The sequence below is a fragment of the Micromonospora sp. M42 genome, assembly GCF_000568915.1.
Lineage (GTDB): Bacteria > Actinomycetota > Actinomycetes > Mycobacteriales > Micromonosporaceae > Micromonospora > Micromonospora chalcea.
The window spans coordinates 5263593-5277153 of record NZ_KK037233.1 but is presented as its reverse complement, the minus strand read 5'-3'; the positions used below and the strand labels follow the sequence as shown (position 1 = coordinate 5277153).

9 protein-coding genes and 2 pseudogenes are annotated in these 13561 nt (G+C 74.3%); 4 read left to right on the top strand and 7 right to left on the bottom strand.

The features are described from left to right. Positions 1-26 precede the first annotated feature (26 nt). Positions 27-1100 carry a succinyl-diaminopimelate desuccinylase gene (dapE, locus tag MCBG_RS24380; RefSeq protein ID WP_043328442.1) on the bottom strand — a complete coding sequence of 358 codons (1074 nt, stop codon included), beginning with the start codon at positions 1098-1100 and terminating at the stop codon, positions 27-29. Positions 1101-1205: 105 nt separating this feature from the next. Here dapE and dapD point away from each other — a divergent pair, with 105 nt between their 5' ends. After that, positions 1206-2165 carry a 2,3,4,5-tetrahydropyridine-2,6-dicarboxylate N-succinyltransferase gene (gene dapD, locus MCBG_RS24375; protein ID WP_043330947.1) on the top strand — a complete coding sequence of 320 codons (960 nt, stop codon included), beginning with the start codon at positions 1206-1208 and terminating at the stop codon, positions 2163-2165. A gap of 51 nt (positions 2166-2216) precedes the next feature. Here dapD and MCBG_RS34955 read toward each other — a convergent pair. Next, positions 2217-5557 (bottom strand): annotated as a pseudogene (locus MCBG_RS34955) (S8 family serine peptidase). Between the two features lie 140 nt (positions 5558-5697). Between MCBG_RS34955 and MCBG_RS24365 the strand changes: the two are divergent. After that, the gene (locus MCBG_RS24365) at positions 5698-6264 is read left to right on the top strand and encodes a sugar O-acetyltransferase (RefSeq protein ID WP_043328441.1); all 567 of its coding nucleotides are present in this window, start codon (positions 5698-5700) and stop codon (positions 6262-6264) included. A gap of 83 nt (positions 6265-6347) precedes the next feature. Further along, complete coding sequence (locus tag MCBG_RS24360) at positions 6348-8933, top strand: hypothetical protein (protein WP_043328440.1); 2586 nt, start codon at positions 6348-6350, stop codon at positions 8931-8933. 42 nt (positions 8934-8975) lie between these two features. Here MCBG_RS24360 and MCBG_RS24355 read toward each other — a convergent pair whose 3' ends face one another. Genes MCBG_RS24355 through fdxA form a run of 5 tightly spaced genes read right to left on the bottom strand, consistent with a single transcriptional unit; the run spans position 8976 to position 12723 of the window. Next, positions 8976-9623: a nucleoside/nucleotide kinase family protein gene (locus tag MCBG_RS24355; RefSeq protein WP_043328439.1), complete on the bottom strand. Its 648-nt coding sequence runs from the start codon at positions 9621-9623 to the stop codon at positions 8976-8978. After that, the gene (locus MCBG_RS24350; protein ID WP_043328438.1) at positions 9623-10267 is read right to left on the bottom strand and encodes an SIMPL domain-containing protein; all 645 of its coding nucleotides are present in this window, start codon (positions 10265-10267) and stop codon (positions 9623-9625) included. The genes MCBG_RS24355 and MCBG_RS24350 overlap by 1 nt, the downstream gene beginning before the upstream one ends. Positions 10268-10272: 5 nt before the next feature. Next, positions 10273-11289 carry a prephenate dehydrogenase gene (locus MCBG_RS24345; protein WP_043328437.1) on the bottom strand — a complete coding sequence of 339 codons (1017 nt, stop codon included), beginning with the start codon at positions 11287-11289 and terminating at the stop codon, positions 10273-10275. A 1-nt stretch (position 11290) separates the two neighbouring features. Then, entirely contained in the window at positions 11291-12400 is a 1110-nt protein-coding gene (gene dapC, locus MCBG_RS24340) for a succinyldiaminopimelate transaminase (RefSeq protein WP_043330946.1), read from the bottom strand. Beyond that, entirely contained in the window at positions 12397-12723 is a 327-nt protein-coding gene (gene fdxA, locus MCBG_RS24335; RefSeq protein WP_007464872.1) for a ferredoxin, read from the bottom strand. Before fdxA ends, dapC begins: the two co-directional genes overlap by 4 nt. A 78-nt stretch (positions 12724-12801) precedes the next feature. On the opposite strand from fdxA, the pseudogene MCBG_RS24330 reads away from it, so the two are divergent. Further along, a pseudogene (locus MCBG_RS24330) lies at positions 12802-13561 on the top strand (GNAT family N-acetyltransferase); the annotation flags it as partial.

Genomic DNA, 13561 nt, shown 5'->3' with positions numbered 1-13561 from the left:
GGGCGCGGGCCCCGGATCGCGGCGCGTCAGGCCGGGGCCAGCCAGCGGTGCAGGGTGGCCGCGCCGTCCCGGATCTTGGTCAGTTCGACGTGCTCGTCCTTGTGGTGCGCCAGGTTCGGGTCGCCGGGCCCGAAGTTCAGCGCCGGGATGCCCATGGCCGCGAACCGCGCCACGTCCGTCCAGCCCAGCTTGCCGATCGGGGCGGCGCCCACCGCCGCCAGGAACTCCTGCGCCGCCGGGTTGTCCAGCCCGGGTGGCGCGCCGGCCGCCGCGTCGGTGACCGCCAGGTCGAAGCCGGCGAAGACCTCGCGCAGGTGCGCCTCGGCGCCCGCCGGGTCGCGGTCCGGGGCGTACCGGTAGTTGATCTCGATCTCGCACCGGTCGGGGATGACGTTGCCGGCCACCCCGCCGGTGATCCGTACCGCGTTGAGGCCCTCGCGGTAGTCGCAGCCCTCGATCGTCACCCGGCGCGCCTCGTACGTGGTCAGCCGCCGCAGCACCTCGCTCGCGCCGTGGATGGCGTTCACCCCGTGCCAGGAACGCGCCGCGTGGGCCCGCTCCCCGTGCGTGGTGATCACCGCGCGCATGGTGCCCTGGCAGCCCGCCTCGACGATGCCGTACGTCGGCTCCAGCAGCACCGCGAAGTCGGCCTCCAGCCACTCCGGGTGGGTCTGCGCGACCAGGGTGAGGCCGTTGTACTTCGACTCGATCTCCTCGGCCTCGTAGAAGAAGTACGTGACGTCGTAGCGCGGGTCGGGCAGCGTGACCGCCAGGTGCAGGGCGAACGCCACGCCGGACTTCATGTCGGAGGTGCCGCAGCCGTACATCAGGTCGCCGCGCATGGTCGAGGGGAAGTTGCCGTTGAGCGGGACGGTGTCCAGGTGGCCGGCGAGCACCACGCGCTGGGCCCGGCCCAGGTCGGTACGGGCCATGACGGTGTTCTGGTGCCGGTACGTGGTCAGGTGCGGCACACGGCGCAGCACCTCCTCGACGCAGTCGGCGATCGCCTTCTCGTTGAGGGAGACCGACTCGATGTCGACCAGGGCGCGGGTCAGCGCCACCGGATCGGCCAGGACCTCGGGGGTCAACGGGTTCTGCATGTCTCGCACGGTACCGTCAACCTCGGCGGGCCAGGGAACACGTTCGGCGAGGCCCGCGGCCGCGAGCAGCGGCGGACGCCGTTGCCGGAGGAGAAGGGTGACATCGTGACGTCCGCACCATCTGCCTGGGGCATCGGCCTGGCCACCGTCACCGCCGAGGACCAGGTGCTCGACACCTGGTACCCGACCGGCAAGCTGGGCCTGGGCGAGCTGCCGCTGGTGCCCGGCGAGGACCAGGCCGACGTGCTCGACCTGCCGCCGGGCGCGATCGGCGCGCGTGCGCTGCCCGGTCTGCGCACGGTCGAGGTGACCACGGTGATCGGTTCGCTGGACGACCCGATCAAGGACGCGGCCGACGCGTACCTTCGGTTGCACCTGCTCTCCCACCGCCTGGTGCGGCCGAACGAGCTGAACCTCGACGGCATCTTCGGCAAGCTGGCGAACGTGGCCTGGACGTCGGCCGGGCCGTGCCCGCCGGAGCGGGTGGACGAGCTGCGTGTCATCGAGCGGGCGGCGGGCCGCCACCTGGCCGTGTACGGGGTCGACAAGTTCCCCCGGATGACCGACTACGTGGTGCCGTCCGGGGTGCGGATCGCCGACGCGGACCGGGTCCGGCTGGGCGCGTACCTGTCCTCCGGCACCACCGTGATGCACGAGGGCTTCGTCAACTTCAACGCGGGCACGCTGGGCACCTCGATGGTCGAGGGCCGCATCGTGCAGGGCGTGGTGGTCGGCGACGGCTCCGACGTCGGCGGCGGCGCCTCGATCATGGGCACGCTCTCCGGCGGCGGCACGGAGAGGGTGCGCATCGGTGAGCGCAGCCTGATCGGCGCGAACGCCGGTGTCGGCATCACGCTCGGCGACGACTGCGTGGTGGAGGCCGGCTGCTACATCACCGCCGCCTCGAAGATCACCCTTCCGGACGGCCGGACGGTCAAGGCCCGCGAGCTGTCCGGCGTCGACGGGCTGCTGTTCTGGCGCAACTCGGTGACCGGCGCGCTGGAGGCGAAGCCCCGCACCGGGCAGGGCATCAAACTGAACGCCGCGCTGCACGCCAACGACTGAGCCGTACCCCCGTCCGGGTCCGCGCCCACCGCGCGGACCCGGACGGCCGGCTCACCGCAGGCGGTACGCCTGGATGATCCGCTGGGTCACGGTGTTGCCGGCGTCGTCACGGGCGGTGGCCCGCAGCGACGCGTACCCCGGGCCGGCCGGGTGCCGGACGGTGGCCGTCCACGCCCCGCCCTGCTTCTTCACTGTCGCCTTGCGCCAGGTCTTCCCGCCGTCGTAGGAGACGTCGACGGTGAGCGCGACGACCCGGCCGGACGGCGCGCCGGGCTGGCGCTGCACCGCCACCGGCACGGTGAACGTCCGGCCCGCCGGTGCCGAGCTGTCCACCGCCAGCGGCGGGGTGAACCGGACCGCCATGGCCGGCAGCCGGGCCGGCACGTCACCCGGAACCCGCTTGGAGCGGAACGTCCAGCTCGCCGAGACCTCGGTGCTCAGGTCGGTGAAGCCCCGCTTCGCCACGGTCTCCAGCCGGTAGTTCGCCGCGCCCGGCGGCACCGTGAACTCGCCGTACCCCGGGTAGGGCGACTCGCCGACCAGCTTGCCGTTGCGGAACAGCCGCGTGTGCTCGGTGTCGTTCAGCGAACCGCCCGGATGCCCGGCCGCGTCGCTGTGCACCGGCAGCGCGACCACGATGCTGTCGCCGATGCGGGTGATGCTCTCCTCCGGCCAGCGCGGCTGCGGGAACGACGGGCCGAAGGGGCCCTTGTTCCACTCCTCGGTGTAGGTGCGCCCGGCCCGGTAGCGGGTGGGCACGGACTGCAGCACCGCCCGCGCCTCCAGCCAGCCGTCCTCGCCCCGCTCACCGAAGTCCAGCTCGGCGCTCCAGCGGGTCTTGGCGGTGGAGAGGTGCTCGATCCGCTTGCCGGGCACCTGGACCGGCAGGACGATCGCCGAGCCGCCGATGTCGTAGTCGGACTCCGGGAACACGACCCGTTCGTTGTCCATCCCGGTGTAGCCGGCGGCGAACCGGCTCGTGACGGTGGCGAAGTCGGCGGGCCGGTAGTGCCTGACGAAACCGGTCGGGAACCGGCCCGGGAACTGCTCGTTCAGGCCGTAGAAGTACGGGCTGCGCTCGGGCGCCTTCGCTTCGGTCCACTGGCTGGCGACCGCGCCGACGAAGAGGTCGGCGGAGACGTTGCGGCCGACCTGGGCCGAGTAGAGACCGTCGAACTTGTCGGCCCAGAGCCCGAAGCTGGCTTGGAAGTCGTCGAGCTTCCAGGCCGCGGTGAGGTCGATCAGCAGCGGTGCCGCGCCGCGCTGCGGCACCGTGGTACGGACCGGCTTCGCCGCCCGCGCGTCCAGCACGAGCCGCTGGTTGCCGGTCACCACCAGCTCCGGCTGGGCGAGGAAGGAGACCTCCGACCAGCCCTCGTCGCCGGCTGCGAAGATCAGGCTCTGCACGCCGTAACGGCCCTTTGGCACCCGCAGCCGGGCCTCGCCGTCGGCGTCGTACACGTCGCGGTAGCTGGCGTCGTCGAGCCCGAGCAGGCTGGTGAAGTAGTCACCGGTCAGAGCGCCGGAGCGGTTGCGGTGCGTCACCGTCAGGTCGTAGCTCTCCACCTCGCGGTCGACCGCGAGCGGGGTCACCGCCACCGCGTCGCCGGCACGGGCGACCAGGCGGCCGGTCCAGTAGCCGTCGGCGCCGCCGAGCCGGGTGTCCACGACCACCGTCACCTGGGCGCTGCCGCCCGCCGGGACGGTGAGCCGGGAGGCGCTGAGGGTGAGCATGCCGGCCGGTGCGGACCGTCCGCCCGGCCCGGTGAACTCGGTGCTCAGGTCCAGCGTGACCGGGGCGGTCCCGCCGTTGCGGTAGGTGACGGTCCGGCTGATCGGCTGGTCGTCGGTGTGCGGCCAGGTCGCCACGCCGAACGAGACGGACGGCGGGTCGCTGGTCACCTGCTGGGTGATCGCGCGGGCGAGGTCGACCCGGCCCGCGCCCTGCTGGTACGCGGTCTGCTCCGGGTGCGGCTTCGCCGAGGCCATCAACGTCGCCTTGTAGCTGGCGGGCGTCCAGCCGGGGTGCTGCTGGGCGAGGAGCGCGACCGCGCCGGCCACGTGCGGCGTGGCCATCGACGTGCCGGACAGTGCGGCGTACTTGTCGCCCACCGGGTCGCCGATCTAGAAAAAATAAGGCCCGGGCGGCCACGATAAAACACGCCGGAAGCGGTGATGTCCGGCTTGATCGCTCCGTCGCCGGCCCGGGGGCCACGGCTGGAGAAGTCGGCGAGCGCGTCGTCGCGGTCCACGGCGCCGACCGCCAGCGCGGCGTCGGCGCTGGCCGGCGACCCGACCGAGCCGTCGGCGCCGTCGTTGCCGGCGGCGATCACGAAGAGCGTCCCGTGCTGCTCGGTGAGCGTCCCCACCGCCTCCTCCAGCGGGTCCACCTCCGGCGTGTCGCCGCCGCCGAGACTCATGTTGACCACAGTGGCGTGCTGTTCGGCGGCGGCCCACTGCATGCCGGCCAGGATGGCCGACTCGGTGCAGCCGTAGACCTCGCAGACCTTCCCGGACAGCAGCGTGGCGTCCGGCGCGACGCCCCGGTACTTCCCGCCGGAGGCGGCCCCGCTGCCGGCGATGGTCGAGGCCACGTGGGTGCCGTGCCCGACGATGTCGTCCGGGTTGGTCTCCTCGGTGAAGTTGCGCGACTCGGCGACCTTGCCCGCCAGGTCCGGGTGGGTGAGGTCGACGCCGGTGTCGAGCACCGCGACCCGGACGCCCTTGCCGGTGTATCCGGCGGCCCAGGCGGTCGGCGCGCCGATCTGCGGCACGCTGTGGTCGAGCGTCACCCGCCGCCGGCCGTCGAGCCAGATCCGCTCGACACCCCCCGCCGCGTCGAGCCGGGCACCGGAACTGTCGGCGCTGACCGCGTTCCAGAGCGCGCCGGTGTCGCTCTTGGACGCGACGACCGCCGCGCCGGTGATCGCCGGCAGGTCGCGGGTCACCCGGGCGCCGGCGAGCGGAGCCGCCGCGCGCCGGGCCACCCCCGGCCGGTACGTCACGAGCAGCGGTACGGTGTCGCGCCGCGCGTCGTCGTAGCCGGCCTCGATCAGCCCGGTGACGTCGAACAGCCGCCGGTCGAGTTTGCCGGCGCGGACCAGCGGGAGCGCGTCCTGCGGCAGCACGGTGAGGCGGTCGCGCTCGCGGCGGACCAGGAACTCGATGCCGGTACGCCCGGCGCCGGGGCGTACCGCGGCGTGGCCGCCGGTGACGGTGACCCGGTCCCCGGTGATCAGGGTGACGGTGGCCGTGCGGTTGCCGGCCTGTTCGGACGGGCCGGTGGGCGCGGTCGGGCCGGTGGGCGCGGCAGCCCGCGCGGGCACCGGCAGACCGAGCGCCAGCGCCAGGGCCATGCCCAGCGCGCCCAGTTTTCTGCGATTCCGGAGCAACCTTCCTCCTTCGTCGAACGTTTCATCGATGAGGGACACATCGATGTGGGTATCAGCATTGCATACCGCGTATGCATCGGGAAGTCGCCGATCCGACGGAACCGCCACCACACTCCCGAACCGGCCGGGACGATCGAGCGATGACCTCCATGAAGGACCGGATGCTGGCCGGCGAGCAGTACATCGCCGACGATCCCGCGATCATCGCCGACCTGGAGCGCGCGGCCCGGCTCAGCGAACGCTTCAACCGCAGCTCCGCCGACGATCCGGCGGGCCGCCTCGCCGCGCTGCGCGAACTGCTCGGCTCACTCGGCGAGGACGCCTGGGTCCAGCCGCCACTGCACTGCGACTACGGACACCAGACGCACATCGGCCCGCGCACGTTCGTCAACTTCAACGCGGTCCTCCTCGACGTCGCCCGCATCACCATCGGCGCGGACGTCCAGATCGGACCGAACGTGCAGTTGCTCACCGCCACCCACCCGGTCGAACCGGAGGCGCGCCGGGCCAAGTGGGAATCCGCACAGCCGATCACCATCGGTGACAACGTCTGGCTCGGCGGCGGAGTGATCGTCCTGGCCGGGGTGACCATCGGCGAGAACACGGTGGTCGGCGCCGGCGCTGTCGTGACCCGCGACCTGCCGGCCAATGTGGTGGCGGTGGGTAACCCCGCTCGTCCGATCAGAAGCCTGACTCAGCCATCCTGAGCTGCGGGAACAACCGCTCCAGCGGATGCGGACTCCAGCCCCGGCGTGCACTCTGAGTAGTAGGGCGTTCACCGGGAGGCACTATGGAGCGGGTCCTCGAACTACGGGTGCACGGGGTGTCGAACACCCCGCCGGATCAGCTGCTCGGCCTGAAAGCAGGCGCGAACGGTGACGGTGGGCAACCAGCACTCGTCGCCGGCGGTCAGGTGACCGGCTTCTACCGGTCCACCACAGCCGGCCGGGACGACCCGATCACCGTCGAGGCGTACAGCTGGGGGCAGTTGACCTCCGGCGCGCGGACCCGGCGGGACGTGGAACGGGCGCTGTGGACGCTGCTGCTCCCTTTCGCCCTGGCGAACGTCGCGCTGCACGCCCGCGCGGGCATCCCGCCCGACCCGGACCAGGAGCGCTGGGCCAGCCGGTCCGGCATCACCGCCTGGCTCATCCGCCTGTTCTGCCTGAGCCTGACCTGCACGCTCGTCATGACCGTGACCGGCGTCGGCGTGGACCTGATCGGCTGGCAGTGCGTGGAGGCGGACTGCCTCGGCCGGCTCCCCGGGCCGTGGCAGTTCCTCGGCGACTCCTGGTGGCGGCAGGGCACCCGGGCGCTCGCGCTCGGACTGCTGCTGCCGCTGCTCGTGCTGGCCGCGATCGGACTCGTCGCCTTCCGCACCTACCAGTACGAGGCGCAGATGCCCGCCGACCCGCACCACCATGCGCCCGTCCAGGAAGACGGTGAGCCGGTCGAACCACCGGAGCCGCGCGAGCCGCCGCAGAACCCGCTCCAGGATCCGACGTTCTGGAACGGGGAAGGGCAACTGCGCCGCGCCGCCGTGCTGCACCTGTGCACGGGCGCGGTCACCGCCGCCGCCGTACCCGTCACCGCGGTTCTCATCATGGATCCGCCGCGCGGCCTGCGGGCCGCTGTCGCCTGGCCGACCGTCGCGCTGCTCGCCGCCGTGGTGACGATCGCCGTGATCGCGGTGGCCCGGCCCTGGTTGAGCCGGCGCCAGGGCGCCACCCCGCTCGGCCGGTGGAGCATCGCCGTCGCGGCGCTCACCGCGCTCGGTCTGGTCGGCACGTTCGTCCCTGCTGCTGCTGCCGAGGGCCCAGCCGGCCAGCCGCTGTCGGCGTACCGGCCGCCGCTCGGGTGCGCGGCGCAGCCGGAGATCGCCGGCTGCCATGCCGACCGGTCACTGCCCGGGTACGACACCGCCATCGCCTGGCTCGTCGCCTACCAGGTGCTGCTGCTGGTGGCCATCGCCGCGGCGAACCGCTCCGGCCGGCGGGCACTGGCCGGTCCGGCCGCCGGGGCGCTGCTGCTGCCGCTGGGCGCGACCTGGATCGAACGCGGGCTGCCCGGCCTGCCCGACGCGCCGGACGCGCTGCGCACCTGGATGCTCGTCGGCCCGGCCGGTGTGCTGGCCGGCATCGGACTGCTCCTGCCCCGCCTGCGCCCGGCGGTGCCGACCCAGCCGCTCGGCGCGTACACCGATCTGGCCTGGCGGGGCTGCGCCCCGGCGGTCATCGCCGGTTTCGGCTGGATGATGGCGGCGGCCTACTGCGCCGGACTGCTCTACTGGGTCAGCGACCGGCTGGACGCGTCGGCCGAGCCGAGCGGCCCGAGCCGGGTGATACCTCCGCTCGCCGTCTTCTGGGCCGGGCTGGCCTGCGCGGTCGGCCTGCTCGCGCTGATCGGGCTGCTGGTCCGGGTCGCGGTCCTGCTGCACCGCCTGCGCCGGGTGGAGTACGCCCGGCTCACCGCTGCCCCCGGCCTGTCCGCGCACGACCGGCGACGCTGCCGCGACGTCAGCACGTACCGGGCGCTGCACCGGCTGGTCGGCGAGCACGCGGTCCGGCTGATGGGCTGCTACGCCGCGTTCTGCGCGGTCCTGGTCACGCTCTGCTGCGCCGCCGCGCTCTCCGGCGAACGGCCGAGCCCGCTGTCCCCCTCCGGCTGGCAGACCGCCATCCACTGGACCGCCGAACGGGGAGACGCCATCCTCGGCTGGCTGCCGGTGGTGATGGCGGCGCTCGGGCTGCTGGTCTACCGCACCGACTCGGTACGCCGCTCGGTCGGCGTGATCTGGGACGTGTGCACGTTCTGGCCCCGGGCCGCGCACCCGCTCGCCCCGCCCAGCTACGCCGAGCGCGCCGTACCGGAACTCCAGACCCGGGTCGCGGGCCTGCTGGCGCTACCGCCGCACCACAGCGACCGGATGGACGGCGTCATCCTCTCCGGGCACAGCCAGGGCACCGTCATCTGCGCCGCAGTGCTTCTGCAACTGCCCCGCCGGTGGCGGCTGCGTACCTGGTTCTTCTCCTACGGCTGCCAGCTCACCCGGCTCTACGGGCGGGTCTTCCCGTCCTACTTCGGCCCGGAGCGGCTGCGTACGCTGGCCGGCGCGCTCACCTGGCCCGGCGGCCACGTGGCCTGGACGAACTTCTGGCGGGACACGGATCCGCTCGGCTGGCAGGTCAGCGCCGGGCAGCGGGACGTGCCGGTGGCGGACCCGGAGGCGCTGCACCCGACCGGCGGCGAGGTGGCCGACCCGCCCATCCGCAGCCACAGCGGCTACCCGGAGGCGGCGGAGTTCACCCGCGAGCGCGCCGTGGTGGCCCGGTTGCTGCGCCGCACCGTGCCGTCGCCCCGGCAACGGGCCGGCTGACCGTGCGCCGGTGCGGCGGCGGGTCTGCGGCAGCGCCCGGCGTCACGCCGGCGGCGGGTCGGCCAGGCGGACCACCAGGTCGGCGTGCACGGCCGTGCCCGCGACCAGCCGGGCGTTCTCCTCGTCGCTGCCCAGCGCCCAGGCCCGGGCCTGCTCCGGCGACTTCCCGTACGCCTCGTGCCGCGCGGTGAGCCGGCGCACCCGCACCTCCGCGTCCAGGTCGAGGAACCATGCCTCGTGCAGGAGCGTCCGCACCTCCTCCCACGGGTCGTCCCGCAGCAGCAGGTAGTTGCCCTCGGTGACCACCAGGCGCACCTCGGGCGGGACCTCGATCGCCCCGGCGACCGGCTCCTCCAGGTCACGGCGGAACTCCGGCGCCCACACCGACGTCGGCTCCAGCCGGCGCAACCGGCGCAGCATCGAGGCGAACCCGTTGACGTCGAACGTGTCCGGCGCGCCCTTGCGCCCCGACCGGCCGAGCCGCTCCAACGCCGTCCCGGCCAGGTGGAAGCCGTCCATCGGGACCAGCCGGGCGACCGGGCCGAGCGCGGCCACGATCCCTTCCGCCAGGGTGGACTTGCCCGCACCGGGTGCCCCGGCGATGCCGAGCAGCTGACGCGGGCCGGCCTCGGCCAGCGCGCGCGCCCGGGCGACCAGGTCGTCGAGCCCGAGCACCTCCGCCGCCGGCATCAGTCCAGCACCGGCTCGCTGATGGTGAACCGCGCCTCGACCGCCGCCTGCACCGGCTGCGGCGCCGGGTCCAGCTCCAACTCCAGCTCCGGCTGCTCGCCGGAGCGCGCGTACGCCGCCTTGACCATCATCGGCGGGGACGCGCTCAGCCCGGTGTCGGACAGCTCCCGCAGCGCCGTCACCCGGGCGCCGAGCGCCTCGGCGTACTCCCGGGCCCGGACCAGCGCGTCCGCGATCGCCGCCTGCCGCGCCTCCCGGTAGGCCGGGCTGTCCGGCCGCAGCGACCACACCGGGCCGGCCACCTCGACCTGCTCCTGGTCGGCCAGGCGGAGCATCAGCTCGCCCAGCGCGGTGAAGTCGCTCGTCGTGACAGTGGTGCTCACGCTGCCCTGGTAGGCCACCACGCGGTCGCCGGAACGCCTCGTCACCGGCCAGACGTGCACCTGGCCGGTCTCCCGCCGCTCCACCGCCGGCTCGGCCGCGTCGAGCAGCGCCCGCACCGCGGCGGCCCGTTCGGCCAGCCGGGTCAGCGTGGTCTCGCGATCCCGGTCCCGGGCCGTCGCCGTCACCGTGAACCGCGCCAGCTCGGGCGCCACCTCCCGGTACGCCTCACCGCGTACCGCCACGACCGGTGCGTCCGCCATGCCGCTCAGCCTAACGGCGGCGTGGCCGGCAGGTGCCCCGTGTAGGTGACCGCGCCGCCCGCCTCGCGTACCCCGGTCAGGTGACCGCCCGCGGCGCCCAGCTCCCGCAGGTACGCCAGCTCGCCGACGTGGTCGGCGGCGCACGGGAACTCCCGCCGGTGCGCGGTGAACTCGCGCGCCCGCAGCGTGGACCGGGTCTGCCGCCCCTCGGCGAGGCGCTCGGCCAGCGCGTCGGCGTCGCCGGCGCGCAGCGCCTCGGTCAGCTCGCCCAGGAAGACGCCGAGCGCGTCCAGCTCGGCGAGGACGCGGTCGCGGTTCCCGAGCAGCATGTTCGCGGTCCGTTCGGGCGGCCCGCCGGCGACCCGGGTGCCGTCGGAGAAGCTCCCGGCGGCGAGCGTCAGAACCGCGTCCCGCAGCGCCGACCGGTGCACGGTGCCGGCCAGCGCCCCGGCGAGCACGTGCGGCACGTGCGAGGCGAGCGCGGCCGCTCCGTCGTGCTCCGGGGCGGACATCGGCACCACCCGGGCGTGGAAGACGTCCACGAGCAGCGAGGCCAGCCGCCGGAAGGCGTCCAGCCCGGTCGGCCCCGGGCAGAGCACCCAGGCGGCGCCGTCGAGCAGGCCCGGCTCGGCCGCGTCCGGTCCGGCCCGGTCGGCCCCGGCCATCGGGTGGCCCGGCACGAACCGGTGCCCGAGCCCCTGCACGGTGGCGACGGTGCTCACCTCGGCCTTGACGCTGCCGACGTCGGTGAGCACGCACCTGTCGTCGGTGACGGCGGCGACCCGGGCCAACGTCGCCGGCAACGTCGGCAGGGGGCCGCAGAGGAACACCACGTCCCGGCCGGCCACCGCGTCCTCGACCGTGTCGGCCACCACGACGCCCCGCTCGCGTACCCGCCCGCGGGTATCCGGGTCCGGGTCCCAGCCGGTCACGTCGAGCCCGGCGTCGCGCAACCGGAGCAGCAGCGAACCGCCGATCAGCCCGGTGCCGACCACCGCCGCCCGTGCCAGCTCGCCCGCCATGTCAGGACCCGGCGAGCCGCCCGGCCACCGCGTCGACACGCTCGTCGGACTCGGTGAGCGCCACCCGGACGTGCCGGGCGCCGGCCGGGCCGTAGAAGATCCCGGCCGCGACCAGGATGCCCCGGCGGGCCAGCCAGTCCACCGTGTCCCAGCAGTCCTCGTCGCGGGTCAGCCAGAGGTAGAGGCCGGCCTCCGAGTGCTCGACCGTGAAGCCGGCCCCGGTGAACGCCGCACGCAGCTTCTCCCGCCGGACGCGGTAGCGCTCCCGCTGGGCGTCGGCGTGCTCCTGGTCGCCGAGCGCGGCCACCATCGCGGCCTGCACCGGGGCGGGCACGATCAGACCCGCGTGCTTGCGGATCTTGAGCAGCTCGGCCACCAGCGCCGGGTCACCGGCGACGAAACCGGCCCGGTACCCGGCCAGGTTCGAGCGCTTGGACAGCGAGTGCACCGCCAGCACGCCGTCGTACGAGCCGCCGCACACCTCGGGCGAGAGCACCGAGACGGGCTCGGCGTCCCAGCCCAGCGGCAGGTAGCACTCGTCGCTGGCCACCACGGCCCCGCGCTCGCGCGCCCACTCGACCACCTTGCGCAGGTGGGCGGCGGGCAGCACCCGGCCGGTCGGGTTGCCCGGCGAGTTGACCCAGACCAGCCGGACCCGGGGATCCGGGCCGAGCGCGGTCAGCGAGTCGGTGCGTACGGTGGTCGCGCCGACCAGCCGCGCCCCGTCCTCGTACGTCGGGTAGGCCACCGACGGCACCACCACCACGTCACCGGGGCCGAGCCCGAGCAGCGTGGGCAGCCACGCCACCAGCTCCTTGGAGCCGATCGTGGGCAGCACGCCCAGCCCGTCGACGCCCGCGCCGCAGGCCCGGGCGACCCACGCCGCGATCGCGTCCCGCAGCGCTGCGGTGCCGGCGGTCAGCGGGTAGCCCGGCGCGTTCGACGCGTCGGCCAGCGCCTGCCGGATCAGCTGTGGCACCGGGTCGACCGGCGTGCCCATCGACAGATTGATGAGACCGTCCGGATGCGCCGCGGCCGTGGCGGCCGCGGCGTCCAGGGTGTCCCAGGTGAAGTCGGGCAGCCGTGCCGAGACCGGCGAGCGCCGGTTCAGTGGCCCTCGCCGCGCGGCGGCTGCGCGGCGACGAAGGTGGCGTCCTTCTCCACCTTGCCGATCTTCGAGGCGCCACCGGGCGAGCCCAGGTCCTCGAAGAACTCGTAGTTGGCCCCGGTGTAGTCCTTCCACTGCTCCGGGACGTCGTCCTCGTAGAAGATCGCTTCTACCGGGCAGACCGGCTCGCAGGCACCACAGTCGACGCACTCGTCGGGGTGGATGTAGAGCATCCGGTTGCCCTCGTAGATGCAGTCGACCGGGCACTCCTCGATGCATGCCTTGTCGAGCACATCCACGCACGGCTCGGCGATGATGTAGGTCACCGGTCTTCTCCTCCGCAGACTCGTCGCGATCACCCGCAACGGTAAGAGCCTAGTATCTCGCCGGGGAGGGGGTCGATCGTGCTCCGACAGCAGGACGTGGGACACCGGATCGTGGTCCGCCGGATTGTGGGGATTCGTGAGGGCCGCACGCTGTTCTCCGACGCGCTCGGCGAACTCGTCGAGCTGAGCGAGACCCACATCACCCTCGCCACCGACGCCGGCCCGCTGCGCGTACCGGTCGCCGAGGTGCACCGGGCCAAGCGGGTGCCGCCGGCCCGCCGCCCCACCGCCGCCGCCGTGGTCGCGCTGGAGCTGGCCGCCGACGAGGCGTGGCCCGCACCGGTACGCGGACGGCTCGGCGACTGGCGGCTGCGCTGGGCCGACGGCTGGACCGGCCGGGCCAACAGCGCGCTGCCGGTCGGCGACCCGGACCGGCCCCTGCCCGCCGCGCTGGACGCGGTGCAGCGCTGGTACGCCGAGCGGGGGCGGCACCGCGCTGGTGAACACCCCGCTGCCGCTGGCCGCCCCGGTCGGCGCCGAACTGGACGCGCGCGGCTGGACGGCCCGGCCCCCGGTGCTGGTGCAGAACGTGCCGCTGCGCGCCCTGGACGCGCCGCCGGACGCCGGGCTCGCCGACACGCCGCCGGATGCCGACACGCCGACCGCCGGCCCGGACGGCACGCCGCCGCTCGCCGGTCCGGACGGCACGCCGCCGGTGACGCTGGCCGGCGCGCCCGCCGACGACTGGCTGGCGATCGCCGCGGGTCGCAAGGGAGGCCTGCCGGACGCCGCGCGGCACGTGCTCACGGCCGTCGACCGGGTCCGCTTCGCGGAGCTG